Source organism: Candidatus Thiodictyon syntrophicum (assembly GCF_002813775.1).
GTDB classification, from domain to species: Bacteria; Pseudomonadota; Gammaproteobacteria; order Chromatiales; family Chromatiaceae; genus Thiodictyon; species Thiodictyon syntrophicum.
This window is the reverse complement of record NZ_CP020370.1, coordinates 6,802,111-6,822,950: the sequence shown is the minus strand read 5'-3', so window position 1 is coordinate 6,822,950 and position 20,840 is coordinate 6,802,111. Positions and strand designations below refer to the sequence as shown.

At 65.7% G+C, this 20,840-nt stretch carries 20 protein-coding genes; 15 read left to right on the top strand and 5 right to left on the bottom strand.

From position 1 onward, the window contains the following. Nucleotides 1–265 precede the first annotated feature (265 nt). The 4 genes from THSYN_RS29240 to THSYN_RS29225 form a co-directional block, all read right to left on the bottom strand. Entirely contained in the window at nucleotides 266–1,735 is a 1,470-nt protein-coding gene (locus THSYN_RS29240; RefSeq protein WP_100922225.1) for an AAA family ATPase, read from the bottom strand. A 189-nt stretch (nucleotides 1,736–1,924) separates the two neighbouring features. Beyond that, nucleotides 1,925–2,389, bottom strand: a complete 465-nt coding sequence (locus THSYN_RS29235; protein WP_157818003.1) for a GNAT family N-acetyltransferase — start codon at nucleotides 2,387–2,389, stop codon at nucleotides 1,925–1,927. Between the two features lie 7 nt (nucleotides 2,390–2,396). Then, complete coding sequence (locus THSYN_RS29230) at nucleotides 2,397–2,720, bottom strand: type II toxin-antitoxin system TacA family antitoxin (protein ID WP_100922223.1); 324 nt, start codon at nucleotides 2,718–2,720, stop codon at nucleotides 2,397–2,399. A gap of 496 nt (nucleotides 2,721–3,216) precedes the next feature. Then, complete coding sequence (locus THSYN_RS29225; protein ID WP_100922222.1) at nucleotides 3,217–3,747, bottom strand: hypothetical protein; 531 nt, start codon at nucleotides 3,745–3,747, stop codon at nucleotides 3,217–3,219. A 508-nt stretch (nucleotides 3,748–4,255) separates the two neighbouring features. On the opposite strand from THSYN_RS29225, the gene THSYN_RS35555 reads away from it, so the two are divergent. Continuing rightward, a complete protein-coding gene (locus tag THSYN_RS35555) occupies nucleotides 4,256–4,564 on the top strand; it encodes a hypothetical protein (protein ID WP_216644646.1) in 309 nt (102 codons plus the stop codon). Nucleotides 4,565–4,569: 5 nt separating this feature from the next. On the opposite strand, the gene THSYN_RS29215 is transcribed toward THSYN_RS35555, so the two are convergent. Next, nucleotides 4,570–5,856 carry an ISKra4 family transposase gene (locus tag THSYN_RS29215; protein ID WP_100917720.1) on the bottom strand — a complete coding sequence of 429 codons (1,287 nt, stop codon included), beginning with the start codon at nucleotides 5,854–5,856 and terminating at the stop codon, nucleotides 4,570–4,572. Between the two features lie 57 nt (nucleotides 5,857–5,913). Between THSYN_RS29215 and THSYN_RS29210 the strand changes: the two genes are divergently transcribed. From THSYN_RS29210 to uvrA, 14 genes are all read left to right on the top strand, one after another. Continuing rightward, nucleotides 5,914–7,458 carry a sulfatase-like hydrolase/transferase gene (locus THSYN_RS29210; RefSeq protein WP_100922221.1) on the top strand — a complete coding sequence of 515 codons (1,545 nt, stop codon included), beginning with the start codon at nucleotides 5,914–5,916 and terminating at the stop codon, nucleotides 7,456–7,458. Nucleotides 7,459–7,769: 311 nt separating this feature from the next. Then, nucleotides 7,770–8,420 (top strand): 16S rRNA (guanine(527)-N(7))-methyltransferase RsmG, encoded by a 651-nt coding sequence (gene rsmG, locus THSYN_RS29205; RefSeq protein ID WP_100922220.1) that lies wholly within the window; start codon nucleotides 7,770–7,772, stop codon nucleotides 8,418–8,420. 7 nt (nucleotides 8,421–8,427) lie between these two features. Then, nucleotides 8,428–9,216: a ParA family protein gene (locus tag THSYN_RS29200; RefSeq protein WP_100922219.1), complete on the top strand. Its 789-nt coding sequence runs from the start codon at nucleotides 8,428–8,430 to the stop codon at nucleotides 9,214–9,216. A gap of 41 nt (nucleotides 9,217–9,257) precedes the next feature. Beyond that, on the top strand, nucleotides 9,258–10,175 hold the full coding sequence (locus tag THSYN_RS29195) for a ParB/RepB/Spo0J family partition protein (RefSeq protein WP_100922218.1): 918 nt from the start codon (nucleotides 9,258–9,260) through the stop codon (nucleotides 10,173–10,175). A gap of 201 nt (nucleotides 10,176–10,376) precedes the next feature. Further along, a complete protein-coding gene (locus THSYN_RS29190; protein ID WP_100922217.1) occupies nucleotides 10,377–10,766 on the top strand; it encodes an ATP synthase subunit I in 390 nt (129 codons plus the stop codon). Nucleotides 10,767–10,776: 10 nt separating this feature from the next. After that, nucleotides 10,777–11,646, top strand: coding sequence for a F0F1 ATP synthase subunit A (gene atpB, locus THSYN_RS29185; RefSeq protein ID WP_100922216.1), 870 nt, complete (start codon nucleotides 10,777–10,779; stop codon nucleotides 11,644–11,646). An 88-nt stretch (nucleotides 11,647–11,734) separates the two neighbouring features. Continuing rightward, nucleotides 11,735–11,986 (top strand): F0F1 ATP synthase subunit C, encoded by a 252-nt coding sequence (gene atpE, locus THSYN_RS29180; RefSeq protein WP_100922215.1) that lies wholly within the window; start codon nucleotides 11,735–11,737, stop codon nucleotides 11,984–11,986. 89 nt (nucleotides 11,987–12,075) lie between these two features. After that, entirely contained in the window at nucleotides 12,076–12,546 is a 471-nt protein-coding gene (locus THSYN_RS29175; RefSeq protein WP_100922214.1) for a F0F1 ATP synthase subunit B, read from the top strand. Between the two features lie 9 nt (nucleotides 12,547–12,555). After that, nucleotides 12,556–13,095 carry a F0F1 ATP synthase subunit delta gene (locus tag THSYN_RS29170; protein ID WP_100922213.1) on the top strand — a complete coding sequence of 180 codons (540 nt, stop codon included), beginning with the start codon at nucleotides 12,556–12,558 and terminating at the stop codon, nucleotides 13,093–13,095. 28 nt (nucleotides 13,096–13,123) lie between these two features. Beyond that, a complete protein-coding gene (atpA, locus tag THSYN_RS29165; protein ID WP_100922212.1) occupies nucleotides 13,124–14,680 on the top strand; it encodes a F0F1 ATP synthase subunit alpha in 1,557 nt (518 codons plus the stop codon). A gap of 133 nt (nucleotides 14,681–14,813) precedes the next feature. Continuing rightward, nucleotides 14,814–15,677 carry a F0F1 ATP synthase subunit gamma gene (atpG, locus tag THSYN_RS29160; RefSeq protein WP_100922211.1) on the top strand — a complete coding sequence of 288 codons (864 nt, stop codon included), beginning with the start codon at nucleotides 14,814–14,816 and terminating at the stop codon, nucleotides 15,675–15,677. 76 nt (nucleotides 15,678–15,753) lie between these two features. Then, nucleotides 15,754–17,136: a F0F1 ATP synthase subunit beta gene (gene atpD, locus THSYN_RS29155; protein ID WP_100922210.1), complete on the top strand. Its 1,383-nt coding sequence runs from the start codon at nucleotides 15,754–15,756 to the stop codon at nucleotides 17,134–17,136. A gap of 17 nt (nucleotides 17,137–17,153) precedes the next feature. Then, on the top strand, nucleotides 17,154–17,579 hold the full coding sequence (locus THSYN_RS29150) for a F0F1 ATP synthase subunit epsilon (RefSeq protein ID WP_100922209.1): 426 nt from the start codon (nucleotides 17,154–17,156) through the stop codon (nucleotides 17,577–17,579). Between the two features lie 333 nt (nucleotides 17,580–17,912). Further along, the gene (uvrA, locus tag THSYN_RS29145) at nucleotides 17,913–20,756 is read left to right on the top strand and encodes an excinuclease ABC subunit UvrA (RefSeq protein WP_100922208.1); all 2,844 of its coding nucleotides are present in this window, start codon (nucleotides 17,913–17,915) and stop codon (nucleotides 20,754–20,756) included. Nucleotides 20,757–20,840: the final 84 nt, after the last annotated feature.

Genomic DNA, 20,840 nt, shown 5'->3' with positions numbered 1-20,840 from the left:
CCCTGAGGTATCCCACGAGATTTGCTTCGCGATCAGCGAGATGGCGAAGCCGCAACTGGCCGGCAAAGGCGTTGACGCCGCAGTTGTGCTAACCCGAAGTTCCGGCCCGGCACGGAGTTAGCTTCGTTAAGGCAAGAAGGTGAAAAAATTTTTCGGGAAAACAGATATCCTGTGACGGATTGCCGGAGCGCAGGCGCTCCGGATGCTGCGCAGATCCCTTTGTTTCTTCTTGACGTCTTGGCGTGAGCAATTCCCGGACTCTGGGTCAATGGGCCGGTACGCAACGCTCCCGCGCCCAGTCGCGCAGTGCCTCGATCTGCTCTGCCATCACCACGGAAAGGGGCTGCGTCCGGCCCAGCTCATTGAGCAAGGCGCAGGTGTCCGGCGCCCGGGTCGTCGCCTCCACCGCATAGAGGGCGGACACCACCGCCTGCTCGATCCCGGCCCCGGTGAAGCCCTCGCTCGCCTGCGCCAGACGCGGCAGGTCGAAGCCGGCCGGGTCGAGCCCGCGGCGCCGCAGGTGGATGGCGAAGGCCGCGGCACGCACCGCCGCGTCCGGCAGGTCGATGAAGAACAGCTCGTCGATCCGCCCCTTGCGGACCAGTTCCGGCGGCAGCCGGTCGATGTCATTGGCGGTGGCGACCAAAAAGACCCGGGTGTTGCGCTCCGCCATCCAGGTCAGCAGCGTCCCCAGCACCCGCCGCCCCACCCCCTCGTCCTCGGTGCCGGTCGCGATGCCCTTCTCGATCTCGTCGATCCACAGACAGCAGGGGGCCATCTGGTCGGCGGTGGCGAGCGCCCGGCGCAGGTTTTTCTCGGTCTCGCCGATGTATTTGTCGTAAAGGGTGCCGAAGTCCAGCCGCAGGAGCGGTACCCCGAAGCGCCCCGCTACGGCCTTGGCCGCCAGGCTCTTGCCGCCGCCCTGCACGCCCAGGAGCAGGATGCCGCGCGGGAAATCCTGGGTGCGGGTGGGGTCGAGAAAGGGCGCGCGGCGGCGCTCCACCCAGGCCTTGAGGTTCGCGAGCCCCGCCACGTCCGCGAAGGAGCGGGTGTCGTACTCGAAGCTGATGAGGCCCCCGGGGCTCAGCAACTCGTACTTGGCCCGTTTCACCTCTGCCACGTCGTCTGCCGTGATGGCCCCATCGTTGCGGATGGCGTTGCGGATCAGGCGCCGCGCATCGGACTCGGTGACGCCCAGCAGGTTCTGGGCGAGCTGCTCGACCGCCTCCCGGGCGGCGCGCACACCCCCGCCGCCGGACTGCTTCCAGGCCTGGGCCTCCTCGCTGATCAGGGTCAGGATGCGGTTGCGCCCCGGCAGGCGCAGGTCGCAGCGCGCGCACAGGTGGCGCAACTCCGGCGGCACCTCCACGGCGTAGCTCACCAAGACCAAGGTCCGCGGGTGCTCGCCGTAGTCCTGGGCGATCTCTTTGAGCAGACGCACGTTGAGCGGTTCAGTCAGATAGGGGTGGAAGTCCAGCAGCAGATAGACCCCGGCCTCGCCCCCGGAGCGCAGATAGCGCAGGACCTGGGTCGGCTCCGTCAACCGCACCTCGGTGTCCGCATCGAACTCGATCCGCCGCAGGCCCTCGGTCACCGACCAGCGCCAGGCGGGCTGGGCTATGCGCAGGGCGAGTTGGGCGAAGAGCGCAATCACCCGCGGCTCCTCCGTGGACTCGATCAGGATGATCGGGGTGGTGGAGCGCAGCAGGAGTTCGAGGTCGTGCAGGTCCGTCATGGGTGCGTCGCTCAACTGGTGGGGTGAGGGGATTCTAACCCCCTGGGGCGGGACGAAGAAGGTTCACGCAGGGGCGCAGAGGCGCCGAGAGGAAGGCGCTTGCTTGGTCTGGGGTTGGGCTGGTGGGGCAGGTGTCGAGGCTGGCGCGCATCTGTGGTATGAGCCGCTCGAGTGTCCTGCCGTTCGGCGTCACCAGATGGGTAGGTATAGCTTGAGCGGCTCATCGGCGCAGGGTTGAAAGCCGAAGCCCTGATAGAAGCGAGATGCCGTGTCGTCTTTCGCATCCACGAAGACCCCGGCGCTGCCCACCGACGGCGCGGCATCCCGGGCGCGATTCAACGCATCGGCCAGGAGCAGGCGGCCGAGCCCCTGGCCCTGAAGATCATGGCGGATGGCGAGGCGCCTGAGCCGCGTGACCGGGACCTGGCGGGGATAGCGCTTGGCCGCGATGGGCGGCAGGTCGGTGAGCGGCGCGACGGCGGCGGCCAGGGCGTAGAACCCGAGGATGCTCGTCGGACCAAGCTCCGGATGGCCTGCCGCCGCGAAGTGGTCGACCGCGGCTTGACCGGCAGGAACGGCGACGAAGGTCCGGGAGACCCCCTTCGCCTGGTGCTGCAGGGCCGTTTGCCGCAGCCACAGGTCCAACGGGGCCACGCCGCACTCAAACCCGCTTCGGTCGTGGCGACCAGTCAATGGTTCCAATCTGATCATCGCGCCGTGCCGCGTAGTCCGCAAGGGCCGCCAGCAGCTTCGGGTTGGGCGGCGGCGGGTTGTCGATGGCGTCCAGGAAGGCCCGTGCGTCCCGTTCCGACAGGCGGATCACCTGTTCCTGTTCGATGACCCGTTCCGCTTCGCGCAGCGACGACTGCACGACGAACTGGTTGACGGTGGACCCGACCAGGCTGGCAGCGAGTTCCAGCGTCTCCTGGACCCGGAGCGGCACCCGGGCGGTGATTCGGCCGCGTTCGATGGTGGTGTGCGACACGGGGTTTGCCCTCGGATTTCTTGACGAGACGGATTCTAGCAGGCCGGTGTCATTCTGACACCGCGGCCGGTCGTGGGTTCGCTTCCGAGCAGAACGCTCGGCGGTTCCTGCTGGGTGCGGCCCTGAGCTATCGGGTCGGAAACGTCTGGAAACATGACAGAACCCGGCGGTCGAGGGGAAACCTGAGGCAGGCCACGGTTTCGGGAAAACAGATGCCTGGTCGCCCTGAAGGGCGACCTACACTTCCCCGTGGCCGGGATTATGCTCAAGGCCGCTTAGGGCCTTGAGCATAATCCCGGCCACTTTGCTGCCCGCGTGGCTGTTGGTCCGCACAGCGGACCCTACGGATCGCGGACTTGCCGTAGCGGGCGATTGTTCTTGACGACATGCACCGGCCTCAGGCGTAGCGCCGCATCACCGGCTGAAACGCAGCGGCGTTGCCGCCGTCCCACCGCTGCATCAGGTCTGCGCCGATACCTGCAAGGGCTGCCTGGCCCTATTTTCCTGAGACCAAATCTCGGAATCGAGGCCAGATCGCCTTCTCTACCCACTGACTCTCGCCGGTGTCTTCAAACGTCATGTCGCTGGACCTGCCGTCTGCTTGAACGTAGGCCATCGCGACCGTCTGTGATGTCGGGTCGAAAAACACCCGGGCCACCTCGAAACTGGAGAAAATCGCCAGGTCCGGCCGCTCGGCGTCGCACTCCCCTTCCCGATAGGAGCGACGATACTCACGCATCGCCCCGCGGCGTTCGGTCTCTGTCCAGCGCGAACCTTGGAGTCCCTCCTCCAGGCGGCCCCAGAATGCGGTCTCCCCATCCACTCTTGCAGTGTATGTAAAGACCAACGAGTCAATGTCCAGATTCCGATAGACCCCGCGAATCTGATCGGGGTTCACGAGGAACCGCCCCATCCGTCCCCGGATCGCCTCCGGACCAGGCACCTGCTCCAGCGACAGAAAGTCACAACCCGACAGCAAAATCACTGCCATCAAACCAACAAAAATGTGGATGCGAAGCCCGCGCATGATTTTTCACCCCGAACGTTGGGCCTCGCCGGCCAAGACCACGCCAACCCGGGCTCGCAGTTTAGCAGTTAGAGCAAAGCCTCAAATTCTCGAATGGGACCTGCAGACTGTCGCGGCCGGCGGCTCAATCCGTGCCAGTCGCGCAGCGACGCTGTGGGAGCGGCTTCAGCCGCGACGACGCCTCGCGAGCTGCCGCAACGTCGCAGCAGGTTACCGCGGCCTCGCAGGGCGGCTGAAGCCGTCCCCAGGGGCTCCCGGCCTGACTGTCATGGTAAAGCCTCGACTTCGCACGGCGGGGCGGGCCAGCGCGCCTCCCTCCACGGTCCCCCGATCCGGCGGGTTAACGCGCCGAATGGCGCACAATCCACTACTCCACAGACCGCATAACGGCTAGAATCGCGGCCGCCGTCACCCGCCCGGGCGCGACCGGGTTCATTGACCACGGACAGCCGCGGCACTCGGCGCCTCATTCCATCGTCAATACTCCAAGAGCAGAGAGGGCATCGCGATGCCGAGACCCATCCACCCGGTCCACGCGCCCGCCAGGCGACCGCGGGGCAACCCCGGCACCTGGATCAGCGCCATTTTCGCCGCCGCGCTCGCGCTCGGTCCCGCTTGCGCGGACGACCCGACGCCGAATCTGCGCGGGGCCTCCACCGGCCCGACCACGGCCAAGGGCTACGACCACCCCGATCAGTTCATCCATCTCAAGGACGTGAAGCCGGCGGACAACATGTATCCGGCGGTCCCGCACCCGGAGCAGGAGCAACAGGCGCGCAAGAAACTGGCGGCCCTGGAGGGTGCGGCCTCCGAATAATGTGCCTAACCGTAGCACTCAGCCCCAAACTGGTCGATCTTCTGCCAGAACTGTGCCCATCGTCCGGTGGTCTGCGTCAGTGCGCGTAGGCTGAGCACAATCTTGGCCCCTTTGTTCTTCCAGCGCATCCCGGAGGCACATAGCCGTTGCTTGACCAAGGTCTTGCAGGCGGCCTCGGTGACGCCCGATCCGATCGGCAGTCCCGCGGCGACGAAGCCCGGGTAGTCCATTTGATGGCGATGGTTGGTGAAGTAGGTCCAAGCGCTGAGAACGTCGTCGCGCAGCGTCTGCGAGAGGGTGTGCCGCTGCGACAGGCGCGCGGCCTCGCCGATGAGCAGGTCAAGGGCGGCGGGGTCGTGCTTGAGCGTCGTGCAGTGCGCGCTCTGCCACTGCGCGCGCGGGCCCTCGGCGTGGCGCTGCGGATGGGTCGCTTGGGCGATTTTGCCCACGTATTCCGTTGCATGGAAAAAATCGATCAACTGGCGGTCGGTGTGTTGCTCGAGGAACCGCCAGTTGCTTGCCGCCCCGTCGGCGATGCCCAGGTACAGTGCCTCGGGGAGGTGCCGCTTGACGCGTTGGATCTCGCGCTCCATGCGTTGCCGGAACTCCTGCTTGCCGTACTCGGGTGCCGCAGCGAGGTAGATGGTGTGCTGGCGCTCGCCCTCGCCGTCGTAAAGCGAGAGGGTTCCGACCATGGCTTCGCGCCAGCCCGCACTGTCGGCCATGGGGATCATGGCGCCGTCGAGGCTGACCACGACGGTCGCGATGGGCGTCTCAAGCGCCGGCATCGCGTACTCCCAGTCCTCCTCTTTGGCCGTGGCGATGGTGCCTACCCACTCCGCAACATTTTGAATATACGAGGTAGCGATCGTCCGACCGTGGTTCTGCTCAAGGTCAGTCTGCACCGCGCGCACGTTGAGCTGCGCATACTTGTGGCTGAGTTGACTGGCGAATCGGGGGGTCGCCCCGCGCACGATCCGCGCCTGGTGCTCGAGCGGACAGTAGATCCGCCCGCCGCGCGAGCTTTGGTAGACATAACGCTCGACCTCGACCGGCCCGTAAGGCGTCTGGTACTCCTTCGGATCGCGCCCGCGCGCGGTCAGCTTGATCGCGCCGACACGGATCGCACTGCCGTCGGTGTCGAAACGCTGCAGCGCCTCCTCGGTGGCGCAGCGCCCCACCGCGTTGGTGGCCTCCTGGATGGCTCCTTCCATGTCCAGCAGGCTACCGCTGAGCCGCACCGTTACCTCGACCGTCACCTCGTCACCCGAGATCCTGACTACCTTCGCCACGACTGCACCTTCTCGTCTAGTCACAGAAGGTTACGAAATACTCCTCAAAGGCACATCATGTCAAGGCCGCACCCGGCCCTGGAGCAGAAGACCGGCAAGAAGCCCAATATCCTGATCTTCCTGCTCGATGACGTGGGCTGGATGGACCCGGGCTTCAACGGCGGCGGCATCGCGGTGGGCAACGACACACCGACGATGGACCGGCTGGCCGCCGGGGGACTGGTGCTCACCTCGGCCTATTCCACCCCCTCCTGCTCGCCTACCCGCGCCACTATCCATACCGGCCAGAACCCGCTCCATCACGGGCTCCTGGCCCCGCCGATGTACGGCATGCCGGGTGGCCTGGAGGGCGCGGTGACACTGCCTATGGTGCTCAAGCAACTCGGGTATGTCACCCAGGCCGTCGGTAAGTGGCACATGGGGGAGAACCAGGGCTCGCTGCCGCAGAACGTCGGCTACGATGACTTCATGGGGTTCCTGACCGTCTCCGACGAGTATACCGAGTGGCGCGACATCTATTTCAATCCCGAGATCGCGCTGAGCCCGGCGCGGACCCGGATGATGGAGGCGATGCCGTTCAACAAGCACGAGCTCCACTGCACCCCCGCCGACAAGACGAAATGTACCGACGGGCGCCTGATCGACCTCAACTATACTAAGGACCTCGACCACCGCTGGATGGACTACAGCGTCGCCTTCATCCGCCGGATGAAGGACAGCAAGGCCCCCTTCTTCCTCTATCATGGCACCCGCGGCTGCCACTTCGACAACTACCCCTCGGACCAGTGGGCGGGACGCTCGCGCGCCCGCACTGTCTATAGCGACTGCATGGTCGAGATGGACCACGTTCTGGGCGAATTGGTCAAGACCCTGGAGGAGACCGGTCAAGCGGAGAACACCCTGGTCTTCTTCTCCTCCGACAACGGCCCCGAGTGTGAGGTCCCGCCGGCCGGACGCACCGCCTTCCGCGGCTGCAAGGGGTCGAGCTGGGAGGGCGGCCAGCGGGTGCCGACCTTCGCCTATTGGAAGGGCATGATCGCCCCGCGCCGCTCCGAGGGGCTCTTCGATCTCGCCGACCTGTTCAATACCGGCATCTCGCTCGCCGGCAAGCCCGGGGCCCAGGTCGCCGACTTCGTGCCCAAGACGACCTATATCGACGGCATCGACCAGACCGGGCTGCTGCTCGCGGACCAGGGTGAGTCAGCCCGCCGCAGCCGGCCCTATTTCCTGCTCGGGTATCTCGCGGCCCTGCGCATCGACGAGTTCAAGTACATCCTGACCGCAGAGTTGGAGAACGGGTTTTTCCCGCGGGGCTACAACGGCGGCTTCACCGGCCCCATCGCCACCAGTACCGGCGGCGCCGTGACGGTCAATCTCTATACCGACCCGCAGGAGGACGCGGGCAGCGGGGTGCGCCATCTACCGATGATGACGGAGATCCAGGCCACGCTGCAGCAATACCTCAGGGAACTCGTGAAATACCCACCGCGACTCCAAGGGGACTTCGCTCCCAACAACCCGCCGCTCTACGACCTGCTGCCGCAATTGAAGGCGGCGGCCGAGAAGCGGGCGGCGGCCGGACCGCAGGTGCCGCCGCAATAGCGACCGTCACGCCCGCCGCGTGCTTCGCGTGATTGTTCGGCCCCTCGTTATCCGGGGCGTCGCGGGGGGGGGGGGCGTCCTCGGGCGCCCCCCGGCTGCCCTCGAGTCGCCGTTCCGTCGTATGGTTGGTGAGGCATTGGCCTGTTGCCTCGGGAGCGCGAAGCGATTCAGAATCGCAAGCGCCTGCGACCCGTCCGGCTGAACGTCGGCGAGGCGCCCGTGTCATTTTCAGGAGTTCGACCGATTCTTCCTCCCTTTGCGTTTTTGTGTCTTTGCGAGAGGGTCTTCGCTGACCCTAAGAGGAGATGGCGATGACCTCCGACCCGATGGACCCCGGGGGTCCGGCCGCGGCGACTCTGGTCAGCGGCGCCGCCGCCTTGGGGCTCGCGCTTGCCCCCGGGCAGATCGAGCGGCTGCTGGGCTTCCTGGCGCTCCTGACCCGCTGGAACCGTGCCTACAACCTGACCGCCGTGCGCGATCCCGGCGAGATGGTGCCGCGCCACCTGCTCGACAGCCTCGTGATCCTGCCCTACCTGTACGGCGAGTCGGTGCTGGACCTGGGCACCGGCGCCGGTCTGCCGGGGCTGCCGCTCGCCGTTTGCGACCCCGACCGCCACTACTGGCTGCTCGACGGCAACGGCAAAAAGGTCCGCTTCGTGCGACAGGTGGTGCTGGAACTCGGGCTCACGCAGGTCGTGCCGGTGCACGAACGCATTGAGGCGTACCGGCCGGGGCGAAAGTTCAGTACCATAGTGAGTCGCGCCGTGGCCACGATCGCGCAGATCCAGGCCGCGGCGGCCCCCCTGCTCGAACGCCCGGGGCGCTTGCTGGTCATGAAAGGCCGCTACCCGCAGGACGAACTTCAAGACCCGGCGCTGCGCGACCTCGACGTGGCCGTGCACAAGCTGTTCGTGCCCTTCCTGGAAGGCGAACGCCACCTGATCGAGATCCGCTGTGAGTGAACCTGCCATGGGCCGAATCATCGCCGTTGCCAACCAGAAGGGTGGGGTCGGCAAGACGACGACCGCTGTTAATCTCGCCGCCTCCCTGGCCTCCATGAAACGCCGCGTGCTGCTGGTCGACCTGGACCCCCAGGGCAACGCGACCATGGGCTGCGGGGTCGACAAGCACGACATCGAGCAGTCCAGTTGCGACGTGCTGTTGTCCGACGTGCCCTTCGCCGAGTGTCTGCGGCGGGTCGCGGAGCCCGCCCCCGGCTTCGATCTGCTGCCGGCCAACGGGGACCTGACCGCCGCCGAGGTGGGCCTGATGAATGCCCCCGACCGGGAGCGGCGACTGGCGCGCGTCCTGGCTGCGGGGGCGGCGCACTACGAGCTGGTGATCATCGACTGCCCGCCGTCGCTCAACATGCTGACGCTCAACGCCCTGGTCGCTGCCGACGGGGTGCTGATCCCGATCCAGTGCGAGTACTATGCCCTCGAGGGGCTGTCTTCCCTGATCGATACCATCGATCAGGTGCGCGCGAGCCGCAACAGCGGCTTGCAGATCGAGGGCATCCTGCGCACCATGCATGATCCGCGCAACAACCTGGCCAACCAGGTCTCCACCCAACTCGTCGTCCATTTCTCGGAGCAGGTCTATCGCACCATCATCCCGCGCAACGTGCGCCTGGCGGAGGCCCCCAGTCACGGCCTGCCGGTGCTGATGTACGACCCGATCTCCAAGGGGGCGGTGTCCTATCTCGCCCTGGCGAGCGAGGTGCTGCGCCGGCAAGACAAGCGGCGCCTGGCGGCCTGATCGTGTCCTTTGAACCATCCCCCGACCTGAGCCCCCCTGCCATGGACGAATCACCGACCTCGGCACCCAAGAAGCGCGGACTTGGCCGCGGACTCGACGCCCTGCTCGGGGCGACCCGCCCGCCCCTGCCCGCGCCCGATCAGACCGGCGTCGGGGGTCCGGCGGCGGCGCCGACGGAACGCATCACCCACCTGCCGCTGGAGCGGATCGCGCGCGGGCGCTATCAACCGCGCCGGGACTTCGACCCCGACGCCCTGCGTGAACTGGCGGACTCCATTGCCGTGCAGGGCGTGATCCAGCCGATCGTGGTCCGGCCGCTCGAGGGTGATCGCTACGAGATCATCGCCGGGGAGCGCCGGTGGCGCGCCTCCCAACAGGCCGGTCTCAAGGAGATCCCGGTCGTCGTCCGCGAGGTGGACGAGCCCACCGCCGTGGCTATCGGGTTGATCGAGAACATCCAGCGGGCGGACCTGAACCCGCTGGAGGAGGCCGGTGCCCTGGAGCGCCTCCTGAGCGAGTTTCAGCTCACCCACCAGCAGATCGCCGAGGCCGTCGGCAAGTCCCGGACCACCGTCACCAACCTGTTGCGGCTCCTGGAGCTGAATCCGGACGTGAAGGCTTGCGTGGAGCAGTCCCAGCTCGAGATGGGCCACGCCCGCGCCCTGCTCGGCCTTAAAGGACCGCAGCAGAGCGCTGCCGCGAAGCAGGTGGTCGGCGGCGGCCTCTCGGTGCGCGAGACCGAGCGGCTGGTGCGCCGGCTCCAACAGGCCGGGGAGCCGCAGCCCGAGCCCGTCGCCAAGGTGGAGCCAGACCCCAACGTCCGGGGGCTCCAGGACTCGCTGGCCGAACGGCTCGGCGCGCGCGTGGAGATCCAGCAGGGCGCGCGCGGGGCCGGCAAGTTGGTCATCGCCTACAACAGCCTGGACGAACTCGACGGCATCCTGGCCCACATCACGTAGGGGCGGGTTGCAAGCCCGCTCCTAACACGGGTCTTGGCAACCCGTCGGCCTGGCCGCGTCACGCAATAATCAGAATCAGATTTACCATAGCCTCAAAAGCCCCCGAGCGCGTTGACCGCCTTTTGGGGAACCCTTATACTGCCGGTTCGGCACTGGGGATTTCCACGGAATAATCCCATCGCAATGCAATAGGCGCACACCCTGCTCGCCCAACGGGTCCTGCAAGTTCAAGCACTCCTTGCCTCCTTAGCGACGGTCATCGCCCTGCCTTTCGGCAATTCGGCGGTGGTTTCAGTCCTGATCGGGTCAGGCGTGTGTCTGCTGGCTAACGGCTTGTTCGCGGCCTCGGTTTTTCGGCAGTACCGGGCGCAGCATCCCGAGCGGCTGCTGCTGCGACTGTACCGCGCCGAAGCGGCGAAGTTGGCGTTGATCATCGGTCTCTTCGTCGTGGCCTTCGTCACCCTCGATGGACTGAATATTCCGGCCCTGCTGGCTGCCTATCTGGTCACCCAGGTCGCATCCACGCTGATTGCAGCACAGTGGGACACCCAATCGGGCGACCACGGCAAGAACCGTCACGACGAGAATTGAGAGATGACCGATGTCGACCGCTGAAACGCTCACTTCGCAAGCCTACATCCAGCACCATCTCACCCAACTGACCCTGGGCGTGCACCCGGAGCATGGGTTCGGCTTTGCCCACAGCGCCAAGGAGGCGGCCGAGATGGGCTTTTGGGCGCTCAACATCGACACCATGTTTTTCTCCATCCTTCTGGGATGGCTGGTCTTCAGTTTCTTCCGTAAGGTCGCCGAACGCGCCACCGCCGGTGTACCGGACGGCGCCCAGAATTTTGTCGAGGCCATCGTCGACTTGATCGACGAGAACGTCCGCGGTTCCTTCAGCGGCAAGAACCCCATGGTCGCGCCCCTGGCCCTGACCATCTTTGTCTGGGTCTTCCTGATGAACGCCATGGACCTGCTGCCGGTGGACCTGCTCCCCTGGCTGTGGGGTCAGTTCTGGAGCCTGTTCGGGGCCAATCCGCACCATGTCTTCCTGCGGGTGGTCCCGACCGCGGACCCGAACACGACCTTTGCCATGGCGCTGATGGTCTTCTTCACCGTCCTCTATTACAGTGTCAAGATGAAGGGCGTCGGCGGCTTCCTCGGTGAGTTGACGCTGCAGCCCTTCGGTGTCTGGGGCATGCCGGCCAATATCATCCTGGAAGGCATCAGTCTGCTGTCCAAGCCGGTCTCGCTCGCCCTGCGTCTGTTCGGCAACATGTACGCCGGTGAAATGATCTTCATCCTGATCGCGCTGATGTACAGCGGCGGCACGGTGATGGCGGTGTCCGCCGGCGGCCTGCAGTTCGTGTGGGCGGTATTCCACATCCTGATCATCACCCTGCAAGCCTTCATCTTCATGGTGCTGACCGTCGTCTATCTGGACATGGCCCATCAGACCCATCACTGATTCCGCCGACGCCGGTGGCCGTCGCCACCGGTGTTGACCATCGCTTCCACTCATTCTCAAACCACCAACCCCGAAACCGGAGGAACTAATGGACGCTAACAGTGCTGTTTTGTTCGCAGCTGCAATCAGATTCATCGGCGCGGGCCTCATGCTCGGCCTGGGTGCGGTCGGCGCGGGCGTCGGCATCGGTGTCCTGGGCGGCCGGTTCCTGGAAGGTGCGGCCCGTCAGCCCGAGCTGATCCCGATGCTGCGAACTCAATTCTTCATCGTCATGGGTCTCGTCGACGCCCTGCCGGTCATCGCGATCGCCATGGGCCTGTACCTGATGTTCGCCGCCTGATCACGGATCAGGCTTTAGGGACCAGGTGCCCGCATGTGACCGGTCGCCCAGCAGACTCGAGGCACCCCGAGGCAACCCGAGGCAAGTAGATGAACTTCAATCTGACACTCATTGGCCAGATGATCTCCTTCGGGGTCTTCGTCTGGTTCACCATGACCTTCGTCTGGTCGCCGATCATGAAGGCGCTCCAGGACCGCAAGGCCAAGATCGCCGAGGGACTGGCCGCCGCCGAGCGTGGTCACCAGGAGAAGGCCCTGGGTGAGCAACGCGCCCTGGAGACCCTGAAAGAGGCCAAGGCCCAGGCGGCCGATATCCTGGGGCAGGCCAATAAGCGCGCCAGCGAGATCGTCGAAGAGGCCAAGACCGACGCCCGCGGCGAGGGTCAGCGCCTGATCGTATCCGCCCAGGCGGAGATCGAGCACGAGACCAATCGGGCCCGCGAGGAGTTGCGCCAACAGGTCGCCACCCTGGCGATCGCCGCCGCCGAGAAGATCCTGAAGAAGGAAATCGACGCGCGCGCCCACCAGTCCATCATCGACGACTTCGCCAGACAGATTTAAGGGCACACTATGGCCGGAGAACTCACAACCATCGCCCGGCCCTATGCCGAGGCCGTCTTCACGGCGGCCCAGGAGTCCGGTCAGGTCGACGCCTGGACGGAGTCGCTGGGTGTGCTTGCCGCAATCGCCACCGATCCGCAGATGGCCGCCCAGATCGGCAATCCGGAGCTTGCGCGGGACCAGGTGGAAAACATGATCCTGAGCGTCGCGGGGGATTCACTGCCGAAGCCCCTGGTCAGCCTGGTGCGCCTGTTGGCGGAAAACGGCCGCTTGGTCGCCTTGCCCGAGATCGTCACCCTCTATGAGGAGCGGCGGGTCGCGAGCGCCGGGGTGCGCGAGGTTCTGGTCCGCAGCGCCTTCCCGGTCGATGCCGCCCAGGAACAGGCCCTGGCCCAGTCACTGGCGCGCCGCTTCGGTGCCCAGGTCCAACTGACCGTGGAACTCGACCCCGACCTCATCGGTGGTGTCGAGATCCGTGCCGGGGACCTGGTGATCGACGACTCGGTCCGCGGCAAGCTCAAGCAACTCGCGCACGCCCTCCAGTTCTGAACGGGCCCATTGTGAACAGGATACTGCCATGCAACTGAACCCTTCCGAAATCAGCGATCTCATCAAACAGAAGATCGAACAGTTCGACCTGAAGACGGAGGCCCGTACCGAAGGCACCATCGTCAGCATCACGGACGGTATCGTGCGCGTGCACGGCCTGTCGGACGCCAAATATTACGAGATGCTGGAGTTCCCCCCGGACAGTTCCGGTCAGGCCACCTTCGGGCTGGCGCTGAACCTGGAGCGCGACTCGGTGGGCGCGGTCATCCTGGGGCCCTACACCCATCTGAGCGAGGGCGACTGGGTTCGCTGCACCGGCCGTGTGCTCGAGGTCCCAATCGGCCCCGGCCTGCTCGGGCGCGTCGTGGACTCGCTCGGCAATCCGATCGACGGCAAGGGCCCGATCGATGCGGTCGGCACCGCCCCCATCGAGAAGGTAGCCCCCGGCGTCATCGCCCGCAAGTCGGTGGACCAACCGGTGCAGACCGGGCTCAAGGCCATCGACGCCATGGTCCCGATCGGCCGTGGTCAGCGCGAGTTGATCATCGGTGACCGCCAGACCGGTAAGACCGCGGTCGCGATCGATACGATCATCAACCAGAAGGGCACCGGCGTTAAGTGCATCTATGTCGCGGTGGGGCAGAAGAACTCTTCTATCGCCACCCTGGTGCGCAAGCTGGAAGAATTCGGCGCGATGGAGCACACCATCATCGTCGCGGCCGCCGCGGCCGAGTCCGCGGCCATGCAGTACATCGCCCCCTATGCGGGCGCCACCATGGGCGAGTACTTCCGTGATCGCGGTGAGGATGCCCTGATCGTTTACGACGATCTGACCAAGCAGGCCTGGGCCTATCGCCAGGTCTCGCTGCTGCTGCGCCGCCCGCCCGGCCGTGAGGCCTATCCCGGTGACGTCTTCTATCTGCATTCACGCCTGCTCGAGCGCGCCGCCCGCGTCAATGCGCACTATGTGGAGGAACAGACCAAGGGCGCAGTGAAGGGCCGGACCGGTTCGCTGACCGCGCTGCCCATCATCGAGACCCAGGCCGGTGACGTCTCCGCCTTCGTGCCGACCAACGTCATCTCCATCACGGACGGCCAGATCTTCCTGGAGACCGATCTCTTCAATGCCGGTATCCGCCCGGCCATCAACGCCGGCCTCTCGGTGTCGCGCGTCGGCGGTGCCGCCCAGACCAAGATCATCAAGAAGCTTGGCGGCGGTATCCGGTTGGCATTGGCGCAATTCCGCGAACTGGCTGCCTTCTCCCAGTTTGCGTCAGACCTCGACGAGGCCACCCGCAAGCAGCTCCAGCGCGGTGAGCGGGTCACCGAGTTGATGAAGCAGGTGCAGTATTCGCCGATGAGCGTGGCGCAGATGGCCATCTCGCTCTTCGCCGCCAACGAGGGCTATCTGGACGACGTGGACGTGAAGAAGGTCGTGGACTTCGAGCGCGCCATGCAGTCCTACATGAAGACCGCGCAGGCGGATCTGCTGGAGCGGATCAACACCACCGGCGACTACAACGACGAGATCCAGGCCGCAATGCATGCCTCGATCAAGGCGTTCAAGGCCAACAACACGTGGTAGTGCACCAGCCGCCGGTGGTCGGCCCCGCGCGGGGTCGGCCCGGGCGGCGCGGTCTCTCTGCATGACCCGATTCACGCCGCAGTCGCCGCCGACCAAGCCGGTGGCTGGCCGCTGGAGGCTGGGAGCTTATTAAATGGCTGGCGCCAAAGAAGTCCGCACCAAGATCGCGAGCATCAAGAGCACGCAGAAGATTACCAAGGCCATGCAGATGGTCGCGGCGTCCAAGATGCGCAGGGCCCAGGAGCGTATGTCCGCATCCAAGCCCTACGCCCAAAAGATGCTGTCGGTCATCAGCCACCTGGCCCGCGCCACCCCCGAGTATCGGCACTCCTTCATGGCCGTGGAGCGCAGTCGCAAACGGGTCGGCTATATCATCATCTCCTCGGACCGCGGCCTGTGCGGCGGCCTGAACAGCAATCTGTTCCGTAAGCTGATCGCCGAGGTCAAGACGCTGCATACGGCCGGCATCGAGCCCGTCTTCTGTACCATCGGCAGCAAGGCGCTGGCCTTCTTCCGGCGCTTCGGCGGCAAGGTGTTGGGGCAGGCCACCCACCTGGGGGACAAGCCGCACATCGAGAGCCTGATCGGCACCGTCAAGGTGATGCTCGACGCCTTCGAGGCCAAAGAGATCGATGCGCTCTATGTCGCGAGCAACGAGTTCGTGAACACCATGACGCAGCGGCCGGTGATTCGCCAACTGGTGCCGCTGGTGCCGGGCGAGCAGGCGATCATGCCGCTGCACTGGGACTATATCTACGAACCCGACGCCAAGACGGTACTCGATTCGCTCCTGACCCGCTACATCGAGGCCCTGGTCTACCAGGGCGTGGTGGAGAACGGTGCCTGTGAGCAGGCGGCCCGCATGGTGGCCATGAAGTCCGCCTCCGACAACGCGGGCGAACTGATCGGCGAGTTGCAGTTGATCTACAACAAGGCCCGCCAGGCGGCGATCACCCAAGAAATTTCAGAGATCGTGGGCGGCGCGGCGGCGGTCTAGCCGGGCACTGCGATTGAGAACCCCGCTTCAGAACGCATCTCCAGACGCCTGCCCAGGCGAGAACGAGGAATAGAATATGAGCTCTGGTAACGTAGTGCAGGTCATCGGCGCGGTGGTGGACGTGCAGTTCCCCCGCACGGACATGCCCAAGGTCTACGACGCACTCATCATCGAGTCCATGGACCTGACGCTGGAGGTCCAGCAACAACTCGGCGACGGGGTGGCCCGCACCATCGCCATGGGCTCGACCGACGGTCTGCAGCGCGGCGTCCCGGTCACCGCGACCGGCGCACCGATCAGCGTTCCGGTCGGGCAGGCGACCCTGGGTCGCATCATGGACGTACTCGGTAAGCCCATTGATGAACTGGGCCCGATCGGGACCGATGAGCGCTGGGGTATCCACCGGGAGGCGCCGAAGCTGGAGGATCAGGCGGCCTCGACCGAGATCCTGGAGACCGGCATCAAGGTCATCGACCTGATCATGCCCATCGTCAAGGGCGGCAAGGTCGGTCTGTTCGGCGGTGCCGGCGTCGGCAAGACCGTCACCCTGATGGAGCTTATCAATAATATAGCCAAGGCCCACGGCGGCTTCTCGGTGTTTGCCGGCGTCGGCGAGCGTACCCGCGAGGGCAACGACTTCTATCACGAGATGAAGGAGTCGAACGTACTCGATAAGGTCGCCCTGGTCTATGGCCAGATGAACGAGCCCCCGGGCAACCGCCTGCGTGTCGCCCTGACGGGGCTCACCATGGCCGAGTATTTCCGCGAGGAGGGCCGCGACGTGCTGCTCTTCGTGGACAACATCTACCGCTACACCCTGGCGGGAACCGAGGTCTCCGCATTGCTCGGCCGTATGCCCTCCGCGGTGGGCTATCAGCCGACCCTGGCCTCGGAGATGGGCACCCTGCAGGAGCGCATCACCTCCACCAGGACCGGGTCCATCACCTCCTTCCAGGCCGTCTACGTGCCCGCGGACGATTTGACCGATCCGTCCCCGGCGACCACCTTCGCGCATCTGGACGCGACCCTGGTGCTGTCGCGCCAGATCGCGGAACTCGGGATCTATCCGGCCGTGGACCCGCTCGACTCCACCAGCCGTATCCTCGACCCCAATGTCGTCGGCGCCGACCACTATGACACGGCCCGCGCCGTCCAGGGCACCCTGCAGCGCTACAAGGAGTTGAAGGACATCATTGCCATCCTGGGCATGGACGAACTCTCCGAGGACGACAAGCTCGCGGTCTCGCGCGCCCGCAAGATCCAGCGCTTCCTGTCCCAGCCCTTCACCGTCGCCGAGGTCTTCACCGGCGCCCCGGGCAAGTTCGTCCCCGTCGCGGATACCATCCGGGACTTCAAGGCCATCGTCAACGGCGAATACGACCACCTCCCCGAGCAGGCCTTCTATATGGTCGGCGGGATCGAGGAGGCCGTCGCCAAGGGCGAGAAGATGGCCGCCTAGCAATTGAGGGTTAAGCTATGGCTATGACCATCCATGTGGACATCGTGAGCGCCGAGGGGGCCATCCACTCCGGGCTCGCGACCATGGTCTTCGCGACCGCGGAGATGGGCGAGGTCGGTATCGCGCCCCGCCACACCGCCTTCATCAGCCGGCTGCGCCCGGGTGATGTCCGGGTGCAGAAGGAGAACGGCGAGCAGGAGCACTTCTATGTCTCCGGCGGCATGATCGAGGTCCAGCCCATGGCCGTGACCATCCTCGCCGACACCGCCATCCGCGCCCAGAACCTGGACGAGGCGGCGGCAATGGAGGCCAAGCGCAAGGCGGAAGACGCACTCGCCGGTCACGCCGCCGAATTCGAATACGCCAAGGCCCAGTCCGAACTGGCCGAGGCCATCGCCCAGTTACGGGCGATCGAGCGGCTGCGCAAGATGAAGACCAGTTAGGGCTCCTTCCCGGTCGCCCTAACTTATGCCCTCGGCGCTTTGCGCCGGGGGCATTTTGATTTTTGCCTTTTGTCATCCTGCGGCGATACTGCTCCGAGACTGGGCAGGCGCTCCCGTAGGATGGGTAGAGCGCAGCGAAACCCATCAATTGTCGGCGTCACGCGCCAATCGCAATCGGCGGGAGCCTCGCGCTTGTCCGACTTTCGCCCCCGCGCTATCGTAGAGGTCTGGGAACTGGGCGTTCTGCGAGGGGAATCAGATGCAAACCTATGAGTCCGACATCGTCGCCTGGTCCATGGATGAGGATGTCCTGGCTCCGTCCTGGCTCCCGGAATGATCCGCCTGCGCGGTGCCCGCACCCACAACCTCAAGAACCTGGATCTGGATCTGCCGCGCGACCGGCTGATCGTCGTCACCGGGCTCTCAGGCTCCGGCAAGTCTTCTCTCGCCTTCGACACCATCTATGCCGAGGGCCAGCGCCGCTATGTCGAGTCGCTGTCCGCCTATGCCCGGCAATTCCTCTCGGTGATGGAAAAGCCGGACATCGATCATATCGAGGGGCTGTCGCCCGCCATCTCGATCGAGCAGAAGACCACCTCCCACAACCCGCGCTCCACCGTCGGCACCATTACCGAGATCTACGACTATTTGCGCCTGCTGTTCGCCCGCGTCGGCAGCCCCCGCTGCCCCCAACACGGGGAGACGCTCGAGGCCCAGACCGTCAGTCAGATGGTCGACCAGGTATTGGCCCTGCCGGAGGGGGAGCGGCTCATGCTCCTGGCCCCGGTGGTGTCCGCGCGTAAAGGCGAGTACCAGCGACTGATCGCGGAACTGCACGCCCAGGGGTTCGTGCGGGCGCGCATCGACGGCGAACTGTGCGAACTCGACAGCCCGCCGGACCTGGATCTCAAGAAGAAGCACGACATCGAGGTCGTGATCGACCGCTTTCGGGTACGCCCCGATCTGCACCTGCGGCTGGCTGAGTCATTCGAGACCGCGCTCGCGCTCTCCGGTGGTATCGCCCGAATAGCGCCGCTGGAGCCCCCGAAAGACGCAGACAGTGCGGCGCCGGGGCGCCCTGAGATCACCTTTTCGGCCACCTTCGCCTGCCCCGTCTGCGGCTACAGCATCCAGGAGTTGGAACCGCGCCTCTTCTCGTTCAACAACCCGGCGGGGGCCTGTCCGACCTGCGACGGGCTGGGCGTCGAGCAGTTCTTCGACCCGGCCAAGGTCGTCGCCCAACCGGGGGTGAGCCTGGCCGCTGGGGCCGTGCGCGGCTGGGACCGGCGCAACGGCTATTACTTTCAGATGGTCCAGGCCGTCGCCGAGCACTATGGGTTCGATGTGGAGACCGCCTGGGTCGACCTGTCGGAGACCGCCCGCCAGGTGGTGCTCTATGGCTCCGGCAAGGACAAGCTCAAACTCAGGCTCCCCCACGAGGGCGGCAGCGGGAAGCTGCGTCCCTTCGAGGGGATCATCCCCAACCTGGAGCGACGCTATCGCGAAACCGACTCCACCACCGTGCGCGAGGAGCTGGCCCGCTATCTGTCGCACCACCCCTGCCCGGCCTGCCATGGCGCCCGTCTGAGCGAGGCGGCGCGCCACGTCTTCGTCGCCGACCGCAACCTCCCCAGCCTCTGCGCCCTGCCGGTCGGCGAGTGCCTCGCCTGGTTCGAGGGGCTGATCCTGCCCGGGCGGCGCGGCGAGATCGGCGCCCGCATCAACCAGGAGATCGCCACCCGGCTGCGTTTCCTCACCGACGTGGGGCTCGACTATCTCACGCTCGCGCGCAGCGCCGAGACCCTCTCCGGCGGTGAGGGCCAGCGCATCCGGCTCGCCAGCCAGATCGGCGCCGGCCTGGTCGGCGTCATGTACATCCTGGACGAGCCCTCCATCGGCCTGCACCAGCGCGACAACGCCCGGCTGCTCAAGACCCTGACCCACCTACGCGACATCGGCAACACCGTCATCGTGGTGGAGCACGACGAGGAGGCGATCCGCGCCGCGGACCTGGTGGTCGACATGGGGCCGGGCGCCGGGGTCCACGGCGGTGAGCTCGTCGCCCAAGGCACCGCCGCGCAGATCGCCGCCAACCCGAAATCACTGACCGGCCGCTATCTCTGCGGCGACCTGCGCATTGCGATCCCGCAACACCGCACCCCGTCGGACCCGGAGCGCCAATTGCGTATCCTGGGTGCCACCGGCAATAACCTTAAAGATGTCGATGCCGCCATCCCGGTCGGCAGCTTTTGCTGCATCACTGGGGTCTCCGGCTCCGGCAAGTCCACGCTCATCAATGATACCCTATTCCCCGTGGCCGCCCGCCAACTCAACGGCGCCAGCCTCACCGCCGCCCCCCACCGCGTCATCGAGGGCCTGGCGTATTTCGACAAGATCGTCGATATCGATCAGAGCCCCATCGGCCGCACCCCCCGCTCCAATCCGGCCACCTATACGGGGCTATTCAACCTGGTGCGCGACCTGTTCGCGTCCGTACCCGAGGCCCGCTCCCGCGGCTACGGCCCAGGCCGCTTCAGCTTCAACGTCAAGGGCGGGCGCTGTGAGGCGTGCAAGGGCGATGGCCTCATTCGGGTGGAGATGCACTTCCTGCCCGACATCTATGTCCAGTGCGACACCTGTAAGGGCCGCCGCTATAACCGCGAGACGCTGGAGGTCCGCTATAAGGGCCGCACCATCGACGAGGTCCTGAACCTCACCATCGAGGACGCGCTGCCCTTCTTCGCCCCGGTCGAGGTCATACACCGCAAGCTCCAGACCTTAATCGACGTGGGCCTTGCCTATGTGCGCCTGGGCCAGAGCGCGACGACCCTCTCCGGGGGCGAGGCGCAGCGGGTCAAGCTCTCGCGGGAACTGAGCAAACGGGACACCGGCCGCACCCTCTATATCCTGGACGAGCCCACCACCGGCCTGCACTTTCACGACGTGGCCCAATTGCTCCAGGTCCTGCACCGCTTCCGCGACCACGGCAATACCGTCATCGTCATCGAGCACAACCTGGACGTCATCAAGACCGCCGATTGGGTCATCGACCTGGGGCCAGAGGGCGGGGACAAGGGCGGTGAGGTCATCAGTGTCGGCACGCCGGAACAGATCGCGGCCGATCCCGGGTCCCATACTGGGCGGTTCCTCAAGCCCTTGTTGCAGCGCGGCTGGTAGGGTGGGTAGCGCGCATCGACCCGAAACCAGAGCATTTTGACCGACTGGCCAAATCAATGGTCCACGAGCGGTTTCCGTGCCGAC

What these genes read in the sequence shown, in the direction of transcription:
- THSYN_RS29240 (WP_100922225.1), bottom strand. Translation starts at nt 1,735, where the DNA reads ATGACGGACCTGCACGACCTCGAACTCCTGCTGCGCTCCACCACCCCG.
- THSYN_RS29225 (WP_100922222.1), bottom strand. Translation starts at nt 3,747, where the DNA reads ATGCGCGGGCTTCGCATCCACATTTTTGTTGGTTTGATGGCAGTGATT.
- THSYN_RS35555 (WP_216644646.1), top strand. Translation starts at nt 4,256, where the DNA reads ATGCCGAGACCCATCCACCCGGTCCACGCGCCCGCCAGGCGACCGCGG.
- THSYN_RS29210 (WP_100922221.1), top strand. Translation starts at nt 5,914, where the DNA reads ATGTCAAGGCCGCACCCGGCCCTGGAGCAGAAGACCGGCAAGAAGCCC.
- rsmG (WP_100922220.1), top strand. Translation starts at nt 7,770, where the DNA reads ATGACCTCCGACCCGATGGACCCCGGGGGTCCGGCCGCGGCGACTCTG.
- THSYN_RS29200 (WP_100922219.1), top strand. Translation starts at nt 8,428, where the DNA reads ATGGGCCGAATCATCGCCGTTGCCAACCAGAAGGGTGGGGTCGGCAAG.
- THSYN_RS29195 (WP_100922218.1), top strand. Translation starts at nt 9,258, where the DNA reads ATGGACGAATCACCGACCTCGGCACCCAAGAAGCGCGGACTTGGCCGC.
- atpB (WP_100922216.1), top strand. Translation starts at nt 10,777, where the DNA reads ATGTCGACCGCTGAAACGCTCACTTCGCAAGCCTACATCCAGCACCAT.
- atpE (WP_100922215.1), top strand. Translation starts at nt 11,735, where the DNA reads ATGGACGCTAACAGTGCTGTTTTGTTCGCAGCTGCAATCAGATTCATC.
- THSYN_RS29175 (WP_100922214.1), top strand. Translation starts at nt 12,076, where the DNA reads ATGAACTTCAATCTGACACTCATTGGCCAGATGATCTCCTTCGGGGTC.
- THSYN_RS29170 (WP_100922213.1), top strand. Translation starts at nt 12,556, where the DNA reads ATGGCCGGAGAACTCACAACCATCGCCCGGCCCTATGCCGAGGCCGTC.
- atpA (WP_100922212.1), top strand. Translation starts at nt 13,124, where the DNA reads ATGCAACTGAACCCTTCCGAAATCAGCGATCTCATCAAACAGAAGATC.
- atpG (WP_100922211.1), top strand. Translation starts at nt 14,814, where the DNA reads ATGGCTGGCGCCAAAGAAGTCCGCACCAAGATCGCGAGCATCAAGAGC.
- atpD (WP_100922210.1), top strand. Translation starts at nt 15,754, where the DNA reads ATGAGCTCTGGTAACGTAGTGCAGGTCATCGGCGCGGTGGTGGACGTG.
- THSYN_RS29150 (WP_100922209.1), top strand. Translation starts at nt 17,154, where the DNA reads ATGGCTATGACCATCCATGTGGACATCGTGAGCGCCGAGGGGGCCATC.
- uvrA (WP_100922208.1), top strand. Translation starts at nt 17,913, where the DNA reads ATGATCCGCCTGCGCGGTGCCCGCACCCACAACCTCAAGAACCTGGAT.